Genomic DNA, 16,174 nt, shown 5'->3' with positions numbered 1-16,174 from the left:
TTTTCGCTATAAAACGGGGAAATCAAAATAGCTATTGGGGTATGGTTCGTTTCTTAATACATAGTGCCACCATTCGAAGCTATAGGGTTCAAATCCGCTGTTTTCCATGATGGATCGCAAAAGTCTGCGATTTTGCGCTTCCATGCTTGCAATCCCTTTTGCCGCATGGTGTGAACGCTCGTCCATCAAATCGAAGCCGCCTCCCATGCAAACAAGCGCACCCGTATCTAAACGGTAAAGCGTAAGATCAATAGCGCTTCCGCGGCTATGACTGGATTGTGACGCCACATATCCCATTGCAACCATCTCGGCTCGCTCGATATTCGGATAGTATCTTTTTTTTGTGAGGTTGTCTTCCGGTTGTTCGGACCATCGCAGGAAGCAGTCTACCGCGCGTTTGGGCCGATATCCGTCCCATAACAGCAAACCGTACCCAAGAGCCGCGGCTTGCTTTTGCACCTCCAGCAATGCAAGGGCCAGGTCATGGGTTCCTACAATACGGTTGACCTCATATCCGTCTACCGGTTTCCCCGTAAAATTGTCCCATGTGGCATATTTGGCATCCCAGCGAACGCCGTGCAAAACTTCATCTAAAAAAACAAATCCCTTTTCCATGCGTATCACCCCTTTAACGCTAATAGGATCAGGCGGTCAATCAGTTCGGGAAGCGTTATACCTGCGGCGGCCATCATACGGGGATAACGGCTGTATGACGTGAAACCGGGCAAGGTATTGACCTCATTAAGCACAATGCGGCCGTTATCCTGTAAAAACATATCCACACGGGCAAGACCTCTGCAGCCGAGCGCCTTATATATTTTTTGGGCCGTTTCCCGAATCCGTCCCCGCTCCTCTGACGGCAGGTCCGCGGGAACGGCGATCACTGCGTTTTCAGAACCTTTTTCCGGCTCGGCTTCCTGGTGAATGCGAAAGATCCCGTGCCGCAGCCTGATTTGGTCCACCTCGCCAACCATCAACTCGGAGTGATCCCCACTGTCTCCCAATACGGCACAACCGACCTCACAGCCCAAAACAGCCTGCTCGATTAAGATTTTGCTGTCGTATCGTCTTGCCGCTTCAATGGCGGCTTCCAATTCGTCCGGGCCACCCGCTTTTGTCACGCCAAAGGATGAGCCTGAACGCGCCGGCTTCACAAAAATAGGATAGGTAAACGCCTCTGGCGCCGGCCAATCGTCTTGATGAATCACCCAAAATTCGGGAGTCGCGATGCCGGCGTTTCTCGCAACGATGTAGGCCAGCGACTTGTCCATACAGATCGCGGAGCTTTGAATATCGCAGCCCACATAGGGAATACCGGACAATTCAAACAGACCTTGTATGGCTCCGTCTTCGCCCGACTTGCCGTGCAAAACCGGAAAGGCTACATCAACGTGGCGGATTTCATACCCATGGTTCTTCCTGACAAGCAATCCGCGCATCTGTTTATCCGGCGAGAGCACGGCTGAATAGCCATTGCCGATTTCCCATTCAAAGCCAGGCTTTTCGCATACCTTCCAAACGCCGGACTTCGTGATTCCAATGTAGATCGGCTCGTATTTTTCGTTGTCAAAATTAGCGGCGATCTCCATTGCGGATTTTACCGACACCTCATGCTCCTCCGAGCAACCGCCAAACAGGATGGCAACTTTTATTTTATCCATGCGCCAGGCTCCTTTCAAAATCCAAACAGTTCTGAATTGTTTTTTCGACGGTGTCACGCAACGCCTGTTCGGTATAGTAAGCCGTATGCGGCGTGATGATCACGTTCGGCATCCTTTGAAGCTTCAGTAAAAATGGATGGTCAATCGGCTTTTGCGTGCAATCAAAGTAGAAAACCCCTTCCTCTCCCTCCAACACATCCAAAGCGGCGCCGCCCAGTTTCCCGGTTTCCAACGCTTGAACCAGCGCGTCGGTATCTACAAGCGCACCGCGACCGGTATTGATAAGAAACGCCCCCTGCTTCATTCCTCTCAATTGTTCGCGGCCGATGATATGACGCGTATCCTCACCCAGCGGCACATGAAGCGTAACGATATCGCTGTTTTGCAACAACGTATCAAGCGGAATATAGTTTGCCTCTGCTTTTTGGCTGCGATCGTACGCCAGCACATGACATCCGAATCCCCGCAGCCGTTCCATAACCGCTTTGCCGATTTGGCCGGTTCCCAGCACGCCGACGGTCATGTCGCGCAGTACCTTGCCACGGACGCTGTTCTGCCTGAAATCATGTTTTTCCACGGAGCGCTCAGTAGATTTCGCGTTGCGTATTGCCATAAGCATCAGCATCACGGTATAATCGGCAACGCTATCCGGCGAATACGCCACATGGCCGACAGCGATGCCCATTCTCTTGGCGGCAGTTGTATCGATATGATTGCAGCCGATGCTTCGGGTAGAGATATACTTCACGCCGGCTCTCTTCAGCGCAAGAAGTATAGAAGCGGAGACCTCGGATTTGTGTCCCACGCTGATACATCGATTGCAAGGGGCTGATACGGCGCCCACTTCCGACACGGGGGCGTTAATGATCGAGGGCATAACGCCAAAGCGCGGCGAAAGGGCACGGAATGCATCTGCCTCATCCTGCTCGCATCCATAGACGGTAATGCCGATGTTTTTCATCATGAAGACCATTCCTTTCATCAACGCATCACTTCTCATATCCTTCTCTGGCGAAACGAAAAAAGCTCGTTCTTACGGTTTAAGATTACCGCCTAGGAACGAACCATTTTTTAATTCTAAATTGTTAATTTCCTAAGAAAATGATGAGATGACCTTGAGACTTTCCATAGAAACGATGTTTATTTCTTAGGAACCCCATTTATCGTCCAAGTCTGGCAAGGCCGGAAGCTCTACCGTGAACGTCGTGTAGTTATCGTCGCTTTCCGCGTAGATCTGCCCGCCATGCTGAACTACGATTTCTTTTGCAATCGCCAAACCAAGTCCCGCGCCGCCCGTATCGGAAGAACGGGCATCGTCCATCCTGTAGAACTTTTCAAATATGGCGGCGAGCTTATCTTCGGGGATGCTTCCGGCGTTCTTGAATACGATGGACACCCTATCCCCGGAGAAGCCCGCCGTAATGTCAATGACGCTGTCGTCCTCGCTATAGGCAACGGCGTTTCTCAAAATGTTGTTAAAGACCCTCGCCAACTTATCGGGGTCGCCGGATACGGTTAAATCCTCGGAAGCGTGGATAACCGCCTGTTTTCCGTTCGAGGCAAGCTGAGGATAAAACTCGTCGGTCATCTGCACCAGCATATAGTATAGGTCGATGTGCTTTTTCGCGAGCGTAATCGCTTGGAGGTTATACCGCGTAATTTCAAAAAACTCGTCGATTAGCTGTTCGAGGCGGTACGCTTTGGTAAGCGTGATATGAACATACTTTGCCTTTTGCTCTACCGGCATGTCCGGCGCCTCGTCAAGGAGGCTCAGATAACCGATCACGGATGTAAGGGGCGTTTTAATATCGTGAGCCAAGTACATCACAACGTCATTTTTTCTTTGTTCGGCCAGCTTTGCATCCTGCTCTCGCTTCTCCAAAGTCCGTTTTAACGTGCTCAGCTTCCGTTCCATGAACTCCATTTCCGCAGAAAGCTCAATCGGTTTATCTTCGTTCTGGATAAGGATATCAATGCCGGTATTGATCTCGTCAAAGTATTTAGCAAATCTTGAAAGCATGACGCGGCATAGAATAAGAATACTAACGGCTATCGCCACATAAATAAGGATTTCCATATGATTTCGTATGGAATATTGATAGATTTTCATCGCGTCCGGACGCCTTAAGTCAAAACTGTTTTCCAAAAAACGTACGATCCAATCTCCAACCGCTCGCCGCAGGATAAATAAACGCAAAGACACCACGAATGCAACCGATGCCATAACAATCGCAAGGATGTACAGGTAGAGCTTTCGTTTTAGCCTGAAATAATCGTTTTTTTTATTCTTATTTTTCAATTTTATAGCCGACCCCCCATACCGTTTTTATATACTTCGGATGATCGATGGTGTCGTTCATTTTGATGCGCAAATGCCGGATATGCACGGTGATGGTGTTGTTGCTCTTGCTGAAATATTCGTCGCCCCATATCTCATGAAATAACTGCTCGGAGCTGACCACGCTCCCCTTGTTTTCACAGAGAATGCGCAGGATTGAAAACTCGGTAGGCGTAAGGGATAGAGGTTTTTCGTTCAAAAAACACTCGCGCGTATTTATATCGATGACAAGCCCGGAGTGGACAATCACATTATCGCTTTGCACCGCCGCACCGCTGTATTTCTTGTAGCGGCGCAGTTGCGCCTTGACCCGCGCGATTAACTCCAGCGGGCGAAAGGGCTTCGTTATATAATCGTCCGCGCCGATGGTTAGCCCTGTAATTTTATCTACCTCCGTATCTTTTGCGGTCAGCATAATAATGGGATACGTGTGCTTGTCCCGTATCTGTCGGCAGATCGTGAGGCCGCTCGAACCGGGAAGCATGATATCCAGTATGGCAAGGTCAAGCTCGGTCTTGTCGATACATTCCAACGCTTCTTTGGCAGTATAGTATTTGAAAACCGTATAATTCTCGTTTTTCAAGTAGAGCTCGACCAAATCGGCAATTTCGCGTTCATCGTCCACAACCAGTATTTTATCGCTCATCGTTATCAACCCTCTTTAAAAAAATTAACCTTGGCTTTAACGGATTGCTCTTGTTCTTTTCCTGTAAGTAGACGATTTTTATAAAATCAAAGTTTACTTCAAGATGTTTCATCCTTTCATAGACTTCGTCTAATCTGTTAAACAAAACAGGTCAGATACTTAAGATGACGAGAACTTGATCCCATAATTTAAAAAAGCCGCATTTATTGCGGCTTTTAAGGGGACAATGAGAAACGGGTTCCGTTTTTAAATTTTATTTGCTTTAATGACAGCGGATTGAATATAATCTTCGATTTTCGTTCCCGGCACCCAGTCCTTAATAAATTCCCGCGACTCATCTTTGGGCTCAACGACAATATCGGTAAATCCGCTAATTCTTAGCATTTCCTTGACTTCCTCTATGGTAGACGCTCCGGAAATGCAGCTGGCCAATGAATCAAGATCACCTTTGAACTCTGCAGGAAGCTCTGTGGTCGTTACAACATCCGATATCGCCAAGCGTCCGCCTGGTTTTAAGACTCTGTTAGCCTCTCGGAATACCTGTTGCTTATCCGGAGACAAGTTGATGACGCAGTTCGAGATAATCACGTCTACGGAGCGATCGGGAAGAGGCAAGTATTCAATTTCACCAAGTCGAAATTCAACGTTCTGATAGCCATTGCTCTGAGCGTTGCTCCGGGCGCGGCTAACCATCTCCGGCGTCATATCCACCCCATAGACCTTCCCTGTGTCCCCAACTTGCTTAGATGCCAGAAAGCAATCGAATCCGGCCCCGCTGCCTAAATCGAGAACGACTTCCCCCGGTCTCAGCGAAGCGATCGCTTGCGGATTCCCGCAGCCTAATCCGAGATTTGCGCCTTCGGGAACAGCTGTGAGTTCTTCAGGGGAATACCCCAATTTCGCGGACACTTCATTCGCGGAACCGCAGCAACTCGAAGCGGAGATGCTTGGCGTGCAGCAGCTCGAATTGGCGCTGCTTGAGACCGCAATTTGTTTGTACCGGCTGCGCACGTGCTGGCGTACTTCGTCGTTTTGTACTTGATTCAAGAAAATCGCTCCTTTTATATCAAATAATATTGATTAATCAGGCGAATAGATGCCTATAGAATCGGCTTATGAGCAGCAATCGTTCGATTGAATGTCCACCTTGCGGAAGATGCAGCACAACTCCGGGGAGAGCAGCCGGTTTACTTCCGCATGGTTTAACTCGTAATAACTCCAAGTCCCTCTTGTCTCTCTGGAGATCAAACCGGCTTCAAGCAAGATCTTCAAATGGTACGACAGCTTGGACTGGGGCATATCCACGATATCCACCAGATCGCATACACATACGCAGCCTTTCTGCGTGAGTTCGTACATGATTTGCAGCCGTTTACGATCCGCCAACGCTTTGAATTTGGCTTCATACTTGGCAAAATCAACAGGCTCGCCGGTTTGCATATGAACGGGAAGTTCTTTAATCATGTTAGCTCCTCCCCCTTAGCAACAAGCCGGGCAACAAGCTACGATAGGTTGATTGATCGCCGGCGAAGAAGGTTTCTTCTCCTTCTGGTCTTTGAAGCTTATCCATTTCCAAGCATGCCGTGCCTTCTCTTCCATATCCATTTGCTGAAAGCGAATAAGCTGTTCTATCGCATAAAAATTATCCATGGTCTGTCCACCGTTCATCAATTTATTTTGATGAATAAATCGTACCACGCCGGAATGACCATCACAACGCTAAATCAAAATAATTTGATTAAACAAATCTAATGGATCCACACCGCGAATGGTTGCAGAGGCAAATCACATCTGTCCGCTCCATCATGAACGTCGCCTCCTATTTACTTGAATTTTTCAACTATATAGACAAAGAGAAGCTTGGCGCTTGCTCTTAGACTATCCGCAACAAACCGGAATCTTTTCCATGGACTTACTCAGTATTTTCAATCCTTGGATGACCGTCTCTTTGTCAGGCTCCGACATGCCTTCAAACACCTGAGAAAGGTAGCCGCTAATTTGCTCATCAATGACCGTGGCGACGAATTTTCCTTCTGTCGTCAGCGATAAGATGTACACCCTTTTATCGGCTTCGGAGGCTTGTTTGGCCACCAATTTTTTGCGAATCAGTGTTTGAATCTGATGGCTAAACGCGGTGATATCGACCCCGAGAGCCGAAGCGATCTGCTGCATGGATGGCTGATGCTGACGATCGATCTCGTACAGGATCTGACTTTGAATCAACGACACTTCCTGGCTGCCTACCGTACAGCAATTCTTATTCAACAAGCCGAAGTGCTTATAAATATGCTGAAGTAAAAGACGGGCATCCTCCATGGTCATCACCTCATCATGGTTATACCTCATATAGTTGAAATTTTCAAGTTTTATAAAATAATCATTTGCTGATATAATCCTTTACTTATATAATCAACTGTGTATAATACAAAGTGGTTGAACGTGATCGCTTCCATCCTTCCGAAAAGGAGTGTACGCCGGTTGCCCTCGATCGATGAAATGTCCGAGTCCTTAAAGCTCCTCTCCGACAAAACCCGATTAACCATTATGGCTCTGCTAAGACACAAGGAAATGTGCGTATGCGATATCGTGGATATCTTGGAGACTACGCAGCCAAACATCAGCCAGCATCTTAAGAAATTAAAAAGCGGCGGGCTCGTCCACGAGACGCGCCGCAGCCAATGGATTTATTATTCATTGAACGTCGACGACAAGCCTTATGTAAAGCAAGTTGTGGATCAGCTGCCCTCCATGCAAGCGAAGATCGAAGCTTTAAAATCACAGGGCTGTCATTAACTCGGGAGGCGTTATGCCGGCAATCGCATCGATCATCTTTCTTGTCACTTTAGTTTTTGTCATCTGGCAGCCAAAAGGTTTGAACATTGGCTGGTCCGCTTGCGGCGGCGCCATTATTGCCCTAATTTGCGGAGTCGTCCATTTCCATGACGTTTGGGACGTCACTCGGATCGTCTGGAATGCGACGCTCGCGTTCGTGGCCGTCATTCTGATCTCGCTGATCCTGGACGAGATCGGATTTTTCGAATGGGCGGCGCTCCATATGGCCCGTTCGGCGCGGGGAAATGGCAATCGCATGTTTGTCTATGTCATCCTGCTTGGAGCTGCAGTCGCTTTCTTCTTCGCGAATGACGGCGCGGCGCTCATCTTGACGCCGATCGTCCTTGCCATGGTTCGAGCACTTCAGTTCGATGAGCGGATGGTCCTCCCCTTTATCATGGCGAGTGGGTTTATCTCCGATACCGCATCGCTGCCGCTCGTCGTCAGCAATCTGGTGAACATCGTTTCGTCCGATTTCTTCGGCGTCGGGTTCGTGGAATACGTAAGTCGCATGATCGTCCCCACGCTCTTCTCGGTCGCGGCAAGTTTGCTTGTTCTCTACCTGTTTTACCGTCGCAGCATTCCGAAGCAATATGACTTGGCGCAGCTAAAGAAACCGGTCGAAGCGATCAAGGATATGCGCCTGTTCAAGATCTCTTGGGTCATCCTGGCCGTGCTGCTCATCGCTTATTTAACCAGTGAATTTATGGAAGTGCCGGTGTCGATCATCGCAGGTGCGGCCGCGATCGTCTTTCTGCTATTGGCAAGACAGAGCCGAGAGATTCATACCTGGAAACTGGTCAAAGGCGCTCCATGGGCCGTCGTCGTCTTCTCGATCGGCATGTACGTGGTGGTTTATGGCCTGCGAAACGTGGGGCTTACGGATGAGCTCGGCGACGTCTTCAAGTGGGTAGGCGATCAAGGGCTGTTCGTCGCGACGATAGGGTCCGGGTTCCTTGCGGCGATCCTCTCCTCCATCATGAACAACATGCCGACGGTTATGATCGATGCGTTGGCCATTCACGGCACGAATCCGACAGGTATTCTGCGGGAAGCGTACATTTATGCGAACGTGATCGGTTCGGACTTGGGACCGAAGATCACGCCGATCGGATCGCTCGCGACCTTGCTTTGGCTCCATGTTCTGTCCGGCAAGGGCGTTAAGGTTTCCTGGGGTGCTTATTTCAGAACGGGGATCATTCTTACCGTACCCGTACTCTTCCTTACGCTATGCGGCTTGTTTTTATGGTTGAAAATCGTCCATTAATCTCATCCAATTACGAAAAGGAGTCGTTGAAAATGAGCAACAAACCGCTTGTCTACTTCCTGTGTACGGGCAATTCCTGCCGAAGCCAAATCGCGGATGGTTTCCTGAACGCGCTCGGCGGAGACAAATATGAGGTAAAGAGCGCGGGGCTGGAAGCGCATGGACTGAACCCCCGCGCCGTGCAGGTCATGAAGGAAGCCGACATCGATATTAGCGGCAACAGCTCTGAAGTCATCGATCCGGAAATCTTGAACCGTGCTACCTATGTCATTACGCTGTGCGGCCATGCCGATGAGCATTGCCCGGTCATTATGAACCCGAATGTAGTCAAGTGGCACTGGGGCTTCGACGATCCGGCGAAGGCCACCGGTACGGAAGAAGAGGTCATGGAGAAATTCCGTAAGGTACGGGATGCGATCAAGGCGAGAATCGAAGCGTTCGTTCAAGATGGGAAATAAGACCAAAGCAGTTCCTTCCGCGAAATGTGGTTAGGAACTTCTTTTGTCTAATTTACCCCCACCACCTCGCTTCTTCTTTCCAAAAACACGACATCGCGCCAAACACCGTTCATTTTGCCGATCTTGTCGCGACGGCCCACTTCTCGAAAGCCGTGCTTGACATGGAGGGCCAGACTCGCTTTGTTTTCGGGAAAAATGCCGGTTTGAATGGTCCAAAATCCGTTTTGCTCCGATATCTCAATGAGGCGTGCCAAAAGAATGTTGCCGATTCCTTTCCCCCGGGCATTCTGCTTAACGTAAATGCTGTTCTCTCCAACACCGGCATAAACGCACCGAGAGGAAACCGGACTTAAAGACGCCCAACCCAACACTTGGTCTTCGTTAACACCAACGATGCTGCAACTAAGGTTCCGACTCGCATACCAATGCTCTTTGGAAGGGGCCTCCGTCTCAAAAGTGGCGTTTCCCGTCATAATACCTTCTTCATAAATGGTCTTGACGGCTTCCCAATCTTCAATGGATACAAGGCGAGTTTTGACCATCGCATTTCCTCCGTTTTGACTAAAATTATACTGGATTACTCGACAATAGGCGATGGAGATGCAAAAGAGCTCTTGAATTTCCAAAAGAGGAAACTCAAGAGCCCGTTTGTTGTTAAACGCACAAGGAATTTTTCTTCATCATATATCCCTCTTGTTGTAAACCTTTTTGGAAATTTGGTACGAAGCTGCCAATCCGGCCACCGCTGCCAAGACAAATCCCAATATAACAGTAGGATTATCCAACTGCGAAGCATTTTCTTCTGCCCATTGAAGTATTGATTCTTCATTTAAGAATTTACTAAGCACAGTCGGGAGAACACTTACGGCCAACATAGCAGCCATGAAAATCGTTTGCAGCTTTGCATATCCGACTTTGAACGCAATGGGAAGCACTGTAGCCGTAATGAAAACAAGGATGAAAAATATCAGTCCCAGTAAAAACGGAAACCCTAAATCGTTATTATTTTTTATACGGAATATTAGAAAAACTAGCAGATCAATTACGATAGTGCCGGATATTAGGAAAAGGTAATTAAGGTAGATCCCTCTAACAAAGTCAACCCTCTGTTGCGGTAGAACTATAAAAAGCTGAGGAATCTTATCGCTCGCATAAAATGTATAGATAGAAAGAAACATTGACAAAACGAGGAGGATAAGCAATACCCCTACTACTGCATAAGCAGGCATGCCATTGGATGAAAATGCCGAGGTAACGATCGGTATAAAAGGAATAACGAGTATAAAAAGCATTCGCTTAATGAGCGGCCTCATGGCAAGATAAATAAACCTCGAACACTTTAGCGTATTCATGCTTCCTCTTTCCCCCCCATCGTATGGTAGACCACGATATCATCAAGTGTTGCAGGTTCCACTACCGTTTCGGCGGGTGCATCCATGGAATCGCCAGTTTTAATCAGACCCTCGAATCCCATTTGACTCTCACGCAGGCCAATGAACTGTTTCTTAAGTTCTTCGGACAGTTGACTTGGCCTTCCCTTCATGATTCGGTAGTCCGCAAGCACATCGTCTTTATTTTGTGCGAACATCAGCTTGCCACGATAGATGAAAGCAATAAAATCCGCGATCTTTTCCAGATCCGTTGTGATATGAGTAGAGAAAAGAACACTTCGGGTACCATCGCTAATGTAGTCCTGTAAAATGTCCAGTAGTTCTGCTCGAATGGCCGGATCCAGCCCAGAGGTCGGTTCATCAAGCAGTAAAAGCCTTGTCTCGCGGGAAAGCGCAGCCGCCAGCATCAGCCTTGTTTTCATGCCTCTCGAAAAGTTCTTGATCATTTTATCCAGCGGAAGTTCAAATCGATCGATAAATGTCATGAACTTTTTTTTGTCGAAGGTGTCATAATAAATAGCCATCGCCTTTGCAACGTCTATAGGCTTCCATTCCTCGACAAAAATATTCTCATCCGAAACATAGCCAATGCATTTCTTTGCCTTCGACTCCTCGGCAATATTGTCAATGCCATCAACGGTGATATTACCCTTGTCACGGCGAAGCATATTCATGATCAGCTTAATTGTTGTGGTCTTACCCGATCCGTTCGGGCCCACGAGCCCCATGATGTACCCTGGCTGCAAATGAAATGAAACATCTTGCAATTCAAACCCCTGGAATTTCCTGGACACCCCGTTTAAAGTTAAAATTTCAGGCATCTTTGTCCCCCTCCTGAAATAGCAAAGTCAACATCTGCTGCAAGGTATCATTGTCGATTCCAGCTAATCTGGCGTCACGAACAGCTTCAGAGAGATGCTCTTCGACTCGCCGAAGATACTGTTCGCGCATCATTTCGCTGTTTTGCGTCATCACAAAACAGCCTTTTCCCTGCATGGTTGCAATAAATCCTTCTTGCTCAAGCTCACTGTACGCCCGTGAAGTTGTAATAACGCTAATTCTTAGATCCTTTGCCAGTTGACGTATGGAGGGCAATGACTCTCCCTCTTTAAGTTCTCCTGTCAGTATCATTTCCTTGATTTGCGACTTAATCTGCTCATATATAGGTTTTCCGGATTGGTTCACGATTACAATGTGCATGGCTTCCCTTCTCACTGTATATATATTATATGTACAGTATATATAGAATAGATAGAGGTGTCAATAATACACGGAATGAAGCTGGCAACAACCGAGTTGATCGTCCAAAAGCTCAAGGAATCGTTAACTATTTTATACAAATTAACTTTTTTAATAATTTAAGTTTACTTTATTAATTGATAGTTGTATAATCGGTCCTGTATCCCATTCCCCCAAAAAAAAGGAGCAATGAAAAGATGAAAAATATGCGTGTATTCGTAACTGGCGCGACGGGTTTTATCGGTTCTGCCGTCGTTCGCGAACTTATAGAAGCCGGGCATCAGGTTGTCGGACTTGCCCGCTCAGACAAGGCTGCCGCAGCGTTGATGGCAGTCGGCGCCGAGGTACACCGTGGCGGCCTCGATGACCTTGACAGCCTGCGGGACGGCGCTGCGTCGGCGGACGGCGTTATTCACCTGGCCTTCAAGCACGACTTCGCCGACTTTGCGGCAGCTGCCGTGGCCGACAGTTTGGCGATCGAGGCGATGGGAGCGGCGCTTGAGGGCACCGGGAAACCGCTCGTGGCTACCTCGGGAACGTTGATGCTCGCGCCGGGAACCCTCGGGACCGAAAAAGACGCGTCCAGCCAAACTACGCCGCGGCGCTCCGAGGAAGCCGCGCTTGCGCTGGCTGGGCGCGGAGTGCGATCATCGATCGTCCGTCTCGCACCGTCCGTGCATGGCGAAGGCGAGCAGGGCTTCGTTCCGACCCTCATCGGCATCGCGCGTGAAAAAGGGGTTGCGGCATATGTGGGGGATGGACTCAACCGGTGGCCGGCGGTGCACCGGCTGGACGCATCACGTCTCTTCAGACTGGCGCTTGAGAAGGGGGACGCGGGAGCCGTTTATCACGGGGTCGCTGACGAGGGCGTGCCCTTCCGGGATATCGCCGGCGTCATCGGTCGTCATCTGAACCTGCCGGTGGCTAGTATTTCCCGCGAAGAGGCAGACGCTCACTTCGGGTGGATCTCCTTCGCTGCGTCGACTGACAACCCTTCGTCGAGCGCACTCACCCAGAAACAATTGGGATGGCAGCCTGTGCACCCCGCTCTGATCCCAGACCTCGAACAGGGTCACTACTTCAATAACTGAAAATAATTTGCTTTGCCGGCAGCAACATAAGAACCCCCAGATGCCTTCTCGGATGGGAATTTCAACGATTTAGCCTTACTCTACTTGGCATTGACATATAAAGAACAAGCTCGCTGAAGTGACAGCGAGCTTGTTCTTATTTCTGGAGAAATTCACGGCTATAGATTTCGGATATTTTTTCCAGCACGCGCTGCGCATGCTCTGTAAATTTCAAGTCCGCAACCCGATCTTTGAACAGAAACACGCCGGTCTCCTTGCTGTTTTTGCCAAGAGCTCCCTCATATAATAGGTTGGCTCCATGAGTAGGCTTAGAGGAAAACAACTTCATAAACAGTTCAAACCCTGCGGTCAGTCCGGAATCTTTTCCTTTTCTTAGCGTGTTGTTAATGCCCGGGTCAACGCTGCGGATCTTGATGCCTTCCTTGGCAAGCTGCGGTGCGATGGCTTGGGTCCACAACGAAAGAGCCAGCTTTGAAGTCGCATAGGGTCCATACATTTTGCGGAAGGTTTTGGGATGCTCCAATATTTCGATCGTAAACTCCTTCGTAAATCTAAACACCTGCGACGAAGTGTTAATCACCGTTTTTAAGCTGCCGTTCTTCAATAGCTCCTTCAATTCCATCAGAATAATATAAGGAACGACCGTCAACAATTCATAATGCGATTCGCGGCCTTGTTTCGAATAGCGCAGCTCGCTTAAGCCTCCTCCAGCGTTGTTAAACAAAATATCGATCCGCTGTTCCTTGCTTTTTATTTCTTCCAAAGAGTGTCTCAAGCTGTCATAATCGGTGAGATCCTTCACTTTATAGGCTCGGAGCCGTCCGTCCTTGAGATGATTTTGGAGGAAGCTATCGTCCGCCGGAAAATCCGACCGGTTTAAAGCAACCACCTGCCAGTTCTCCGACAGCATTTTCCGGGTCAATGCCAACCCGATCCCGTTACTTGCGCCTGTAATCAGTGCAATATGTTCTCGTTGGTTCTTACTCAATGCGTGTCCTCCTTCATTCAGAATTTCATCGGTTATATGTGCTTATCAGTCGGAGGCGGGCAGGAGAAGTTCAGCGGCTGAGGCGAAATCACTGACGATTAGGACATGCTGGGGATGCCCGTTGACGATTTGGACCAGCTCTTTCAATGAACCGCTGATTGGCGCCGTATCCAGGGCGAGATCAACCGGCTGCTTTGCCAGTTCGGTCACTCGTTCGACCATTCCATCACCGTACGAGGTCACCAACGCCCCATTTTTGCTCTGATAAAATCGTCTGTGATTTCGAACGGTCTTCCAAGGATATCAACGAAATCCTAAACTATAAAGTTTACTAGAAGGCAGGGGGTCATGAAGGGAAGCTATGCCCCCCTTCTTTCGCTTTAATAGTCAGGTGTACGAGCTGAGGGGCTTAGATCTGGGAGCCGCCTCCGTCGACAGGAAACTCAGCCCCGGTGGTATAGGTGGCCTCAAATGCCAGGAATGCAACTACCTTGGCGACCTCGACTGGATCGCCGAAACGCAGCATTGGGATCTGCTGTCTCATCTGTGCCTTTGTCTGCTCGGCAGCTTCTTTCGGCATTGACTTTTCCAGGATACCTGTGTCAATGATGCCGGGACTGACTGCGTTGACGCGAATATTTCGAGATAATAACTCGCGCGCCAGACCTCGAGTCATGGAGCGCAGCGCCGCCTTGCTAGCTGCGTAAGCACTGAGCATCGGGAGACCCACTACGTTCACGATTGAGGTGGTAAGGACTACCCCGCTGCCTGAGCCCAGCAACGGAGCGAGTTTCTGCACGGTAAAATACGGTCCTTTGGCATTGATTGTAAGTATCTCGTCGTACTTTTCTTCGGTCATTGTCTCGAAAGGGACAAACCCCGTGACACCAGCGTTAACGAACAGGGCATCTATTGTTCCGAATTCAGCCTTCACTCGATCGGCTAACGCGGCGATATCCTTTAAAGAGGCGGCATCGCTTAAGACCGCGATTGCGTTGTTGCCGAGTTGTTCACGAGCCGCATCCAGCGTCGCCTGAGTACGTCCAGTAACCAGAACATGTGCGCCTTCATCCACTAACAACTTCGCCGTCGCAAGGCCGATTCCGCTGCTGCCTCCCGTGATCACGACCTTTTTGTCAAAGAATTTGCCCTTACTGAATTGTTCCATTTGAATCGTCCTCCCTTTGTATAATCCGCAATTGGATGATTAGGTACAGGAACGATTATACGGCAATAAATATAATAAGTAAACTATATGATCCTATTTAGTTCATTTATCATTTTTAATACATAAAACCCAGCTAATTTGTTATAATGAGCTTGGTAGGCATCAAAGGGAGGTACTTTTCCGTGAGAAAAGCCGTGAGTGTAGACACATATGTAGAAAAAATAAAACCGATTATAAGAAGAACAAGATTCAGCCAACTGAAAGTCGACGATCTCGCAAAATATATGGATATCAGCAAAGCGACACTTTATAAGCATTTTCCATCCAAAGACGATATCATCGAACAAGTTGTGAATTATTACATTGATTACTCGAAGAAGGCTGATACCGAAGTCAAAGATGATTCCCTCTCTTTTTGGGATCGTTTTCAAAAGACATTTTTACAAACCTTGATGTGTGTCACGTTTATCTCTGATTTGTTCTTGCAAGATCTGAAGGAATTTTATCCGCGTCATTTTGAGAAGCTGACTGTTGCCCTGCAAAATCGGAATAAAAGCTTACAAACTTTTTTTGAATCGGGAATGGAGCAACAGATTTTCAACAGATTCAATGCCGTGTTGTTTATGGTTCAAGATGACGCTGTGCTGCGTCGCTTTATCGAGCCATCATTTTCGATTCAGTATGATATCACCTTGAAACAAGCGATTATGGATTTCTACAACATGAAGCTGTATCAGTTACTAAAACCTGAATATCTGAAAATGATAGACGACTCCGATATGGAAACGAAGATCGTTAATATTTTGCAAGCCATTTCATGAGTGAAGCGTCCATATCCGATTCCGAAAAATGAGGATAAATCGAGGGTCTGTCAAGAAAAAAGGAATTCCCCCTTAAGGAATCCCTTCGCTACGAATCTCGCGCGGTGAAAAAATCAACTGGTCGACATTTTTTCGATTGTCCTGAAGAAAGCTCCTCCGTCTCGCTTCCTACCGATTGGGAATGATGATCATGCATGCGGGAGGAGCAAGCCGACCTCGCCTCCTCCCTGCCACATCAAGCCGCGAAGCGGCAGTCGGACGCTGCGGCAATAGA

General features: G+C 48.3%; 20 protein-coding genes. 5 read left to right on the top strand and 15 right to left on the bottom strand.

Going from position 1 to position 16,174, the window contains the following annotated elements; genetic code table 11:
* Positions 1 to 6: 6 nt before the first annotated feature.
* From vanX to H7C18_RS14250, 8 genes are all read right to left on the bottom strand, one after another.
* Complete coding sequence (gene vanX, locus H7C18_RS14285; protein ID WP_185129754.1) at positions 7 to 615, bottom strand: D-Ala-D-Ala dipeptidase VanX; 609 nt, start codon at positions 613 to 615, stop codon at positions 7 to 9.
* 5 nt (positions 616 to 620) lie between these two features.
* On the bottom strand, positions 621 to 1,661 hold the full coding sequence (gene vanA / locus H7C18_RS14280; protein ID WP_185129753.1) for a D-alanine--(R)-lactate ligase: 1,041 nt from the start codon (positions 1,659 to 1,661) through the stop codon (positions 621 to 623).
* Positions 1,654 to 2,622 (bottom strand): D-lactate dehydrogenase VanH, encoded by a 969-nt coding sequence (vanH, locus tag H7C18_RS14275; RefSeq protein WP_185129832.1) that lies wholly within the window; start codon positions 2,620 to 2,622, stop codon positions 1,654 to 1,656. Before vanH ends, vanA begins: the two co-directional genes overlap by 8 nt.
* A gap of 186 nt (positions 2,623 to 2,808) precedes the next feature.
* The gene (vanS, locus tag H7C18_RS14270) at positions 2,809 to 3,966 is read right to left on the bottom strand and encodes a vancomycin resistance histidine kinase VanS (RefSeq protein WP_185129831.1); all 1,158 of its coding nucleotides are present in this window, start codon (positions 3,964 to 3,966) and stop codon (positions 2,809 to 2,811) included.
* Positions 3,950 to 4,645, bottom strand: coding sequence for a vancomycin resistance response regulator transcription factor VanR-A (gene vanR-A / locus H7C18_RS14265; protein ID WP_185129752.1), 696 nt, complete (start codon positions 4,643 to 4,645; stop codon positions 3,950 to 3,952). Before vanR-A ends, vanS begins: the two co-directional genes overlap by 17 nt.
* 246 nt (positions 4,646 to 4,891) lie before the next feature.
* The gene (locus H7C18_RS14260) at positions 4,892 to 5,692 is read right to left on the bottom strand and encodes an arsenite methyltransferase (protein WP_185129751.1); all 801 of its coding nucleotides are present in this window, start codon (positions 5,690 to 5,692) and stop codon (positions 4,892 to 4,894) included.
* A gap of 66 nt (positions 5,693 to 5,758) precedes the next feature.
* Positions 5,759 to 6,109 carry an ArsR/SmtB family transcription factor gene (locus tag H7C18_RS14255; RefSeq protein WP_273386728.1) on the bottom strand — a complete coding sequence of 117 codons (351 nt, stop codon included), beginning with the start codon at positions 6,107 to 6,109 and terminating at the stop codon, positions 5,759 to 5,761.
* A 414-nt stretch (positions 6,110 to 6,523) separates the two neighbouring features.
* Positions 6,524 to 6,961, bottom strand: a complete 438-nt coding sequence (locus H7C18_RS14250) for a MarR family winged helix-turn-helix transcriptional regulator (protein ID WP_185129750.1) — start codon at positions 6,959 to 6,961, stop codon at positions 6,524 to 6,526.
* Between the two features lie 162 nt (positions 6,962 to 7,123).
* Between H7C18_RS14250 and H7C18_RS14245 the strand changes: the two genes are divergently transcribed.
* From H7C18_RS14245 to arsC, 3 genes are read left to right on the top strand one after another with little or no spacing between them, the layout of a single operon-like run.
* Positions 7,124 to 7,438 carry an ArsR/SmtB family transcription factor gene (locus H7C18_RS14245; protein WP_185129749.1) on the top strand — a complete coding sequence of 105 codons (315 nt, stop codon included), beginning with the start codon at positions 7,124 to 7,126 and terminating at the stop codon, positions 7,436 to 7,438.
* Positions 7,439 to 7,451: 13 nt separating this feature from the next.
* Positions 7,452 to 8,744, top strand: a complete 1,293-nt coding sequence (locus tag H7C18_RS14240) for an arsenic transporter (RefSeq protein WP_185129748.1) — start codon at positions 7,452 to 7,454, stop codon at positions 8,742 to 8,744.
* Positions 8,745 to 8,776: 32 nt separating this feature from the next.
* Positions 8,777 to 9,202, top strand: a complete 426-nt coding sequence (arsC, locus tag H7C18_RS14235) for an arsenate reductase (thioredoxin) (RefSeq protein WP_185129747.1) — start codon at positions 8,777 to 8,779, stop codon at positions 9,200 to 9,202.
* A 47-nt stretch (positions 9,203 to 9,249) separates the two neighbouring features.
* On the opposite strand, the gene H7C18_RS14230 is transcribed toward arsC, so the two are convergent.
* From H7C18_RS14230 to H7C18_RS14215, 4 genes are all read right to left on the bottom strand, one after another.
* Positions 9,250 to 9,744 (bottom strand): GNAT family N-acetyltransferase, encoded by a 495-nt coding sequence (locus tag H7C18_RS14230; protein WP_185129746.1) that lies wholly within the window; start codon positions 9,742 to 9,744, stop codon positions 9,250 to 9,252.
* Between the two features lie 138 nt (positions 9,745 to 9,882).
* Complete coding sequence (locus tag H7C18_RS14225; protein ID WP_185129745.1) at positions 9,883 to 10,554, bottom strand: ABC-2 transporter permease; 672 nt, start codon at positions 10,552 to 10,554, stop codon at positions 9,883 to 9,885.
* A complete protein-coding gene (locus H7C18_RS14220) occupies positions 10,551 to 11,414 on the bottom strand; it encodes an ABC transporter ATP-binding protein (RefSeq protein WP_185129744.1) in 864 nt (287 codons plus the stop codon). Before H7C18_RS14220 ends, H7C18_RS14225 begins: the two co-directional genes overlap by 4 nt.
* Positions 11,407 to 11,793, bottom strand: coding sequence for a GntR family transcriptional regulator (locus tag H7C18_RS14215; RefSeq protein ID WP_185129743.1), 387 nt, complete (start codon positions 11,791 to 11,793; stop codon positions 11,407 to 11,409). The genes H7C18_RS14220 and H7C18_RS14215 overlap by 8 nt, the downstream gene beginning before the upstream one ends.
* 245 nt (positions 11,794 to 12,038) lie before the next feature.
* On the opposite strand from H7C18_RS14215, the gene H7C18_RS14210 reads away from it, so the two are divergent.
* Positions 12,039 to 12,923 (top strand): SDR family oxidoreductase, encoded by an 885-nt coding sequence (locus H7C18_RS14210; RefSeq protein WP_185129829.1) that lies wholly within the window; start codon positions 12,039 to 12,041, stop codon positions 12,921 to 12,923.
* Positions 12,924 to 13,059: 136 nt separating this feature from the next.
* Here the strand turns inward: H7C18_RS14210 and H7C18_RS14205 are convergent, their stop codons facing one another.
* The 3 genes from H7C18_RS14205 to H7C18_RS14195 form a co-directional block, all read right to left on the bottom strand.
* Complete coding sequence (locus H7C18_RS14205) at positions 13,060 to 13,911, bottom strand: SDR family NAD(P)-dependent oxidoreductase (RefSeq protein ID WP_185129742.1); 852 nt, start codon at positions 13,909 to 13,911, stop codon at positions 13,060 to 13,062.
* Between the two features lie 45 nt (positions 13,912 to 13,956).
* Complete coding sequence (locus H7C18_RS14200) at positions 13,957 to 14,121, bottom strand: hypothetical protein (RefSeq protein ID WP_238357693.1); 165 nt, start codon at positions 14,119 to 14,121, stop codon at positions 13,957 to 13,959.
* 199 nt (positions 14,122 to 14,320) lie between these two features.
* Positions 14,321 to 15,079, bottom strand: coding sequence for an SDR family oxidoreductase (locus H7C18_RS14195; RefSeq protein WP_185129741.1), 759 nt, complete (start codon positions 15,077 to 15,079; stop codon positions 14,321 to 14,323).
* Positions 15,080 to 15,261: 182 nt separating this feature from the next.
* Here H7C18_RS14195 and H7C18_RS14190 point away from each other — a divergent pair, with 182 nt between their 5' ends.
* Entirely contained in the window at positions 15,262 to 15,900 is a 639-nt protein-coding gene (locus tag H7C18_RS14190; protein ID WP_337913487.1) for a TetR/AcrR family transcriptional regulator, read from the top strand.
* Positions 15,901 to 16,174: the final 274 nt, after the last annotated feature.

This window comes from Cohnella zeiphila, assembly GCF_014212055.1.
Lineage (GTDB): Bacteria > Bacillota > Bacilli > Paenibacillales > Paenibacillaceae > Cohnella > Cohnella zeiphila.
Note: the sequence above shows the minus strand (reverse complement) of the source record. Positions and strands in the feature narration are given on the sequence as shown.

Bases quoted from the DNA above. Each gene is read 5' to 3' on its own strand.
- H7C18_RS14255 (WP_273386728.1), bottom strand. From the start codon at position 6,109: ATGATTAAAGAACTTCCCGTTCATATGCAAACCGGCGAGCCTGTTGAT.
- vanH (WP_185129832.1), bottom strand. From the start codon at position 2,622: ATGAAAAACATCGGCATTACCGTCTATGGATGCGAGCAGGATGAGGCA.
- H7C18_RS14225 (WP_185129745.1), bottom strand. From the start codon at position 10,554: ATGAATACGCTAAAGTGTTCGAGGTTTATTTATCTTGCCATGAGGCCG.
- H7C18_RS14230 (WP_185129746.1), bottom strand. From the start codon at position 9,744: ATGGTCAAAACTCGCCTTGTATCCATTGAAGATTGGGAAGCCGTCAAG.
- H7C18_RS14220 (WP_185129744.1), bottom strand. From the start codon at position 11,414: ATGCCTGAAATTTTAACTTTAAACGGGGTGTCCAGGAAATTCCAGGGG.
- arsC (WP_185129747.1), top strand. From the start codon at position 8,777: ATGAGCAACAAACCGCTTGTCTACTTCCTGTGTACGGGCAATTCCTGC.
- H7C18_RS14215 (WP_185129743.1), bottom strand. From the start codon at position 11,793: ATGCACATTGTAATCGTGAACCAATCCGGAAAACCTATATATGAGCAG.
- H7C18_RS14250 (WP_185129750.1), bottom strand. From the start codon at position 6,961: ATGGAGGATGCCCGTCTTTTACTTCAGCATATTTATAAGCACTTCGGC.
- H7C18_RS14210 (WP_185129829.1), top strand. From the start codon at position 12,039: ATGCGTGTATTCGTAACTGGCGCGACGGGTTTTATCGGTTCTGCCGTC.
- H7C18_RS14240 (WP_185129748.1), top strand. From the start codon at position 7,452: ATGCCGGCAATCGCATCGATCATCTTTCTTGTCACTTTAGTTTTTGTC.
- vanA (WP_185129753.1), bottom strand. From the start codon at position 1,661: ATGGATAAAATAAAAGTTGCCATCCTGTTTGGCGGTTGCTCGGAGGAG.
- vanR-A (WP_185129752.1), bottom strand. From the start codon at position 4,645: ATGAGCGATAAAATACTGGTTGTGGACGATGAACGCGAAATTGCCGAT.
- vanX (WP_185129754.1), bottom strand. From the start codon at position 615: ATGGAAAAGGGATTTGTTTTTTTAGATGAAGTTTTGCACGGCGTTCGC.
- H7C18_RS14195 (WP_185129741.1), bottom strand. From the start codon at position 15,079: ATGGAACAATTCAGTAAGGGCAAATTCTTTGACAAAAAGGTCGTGATC.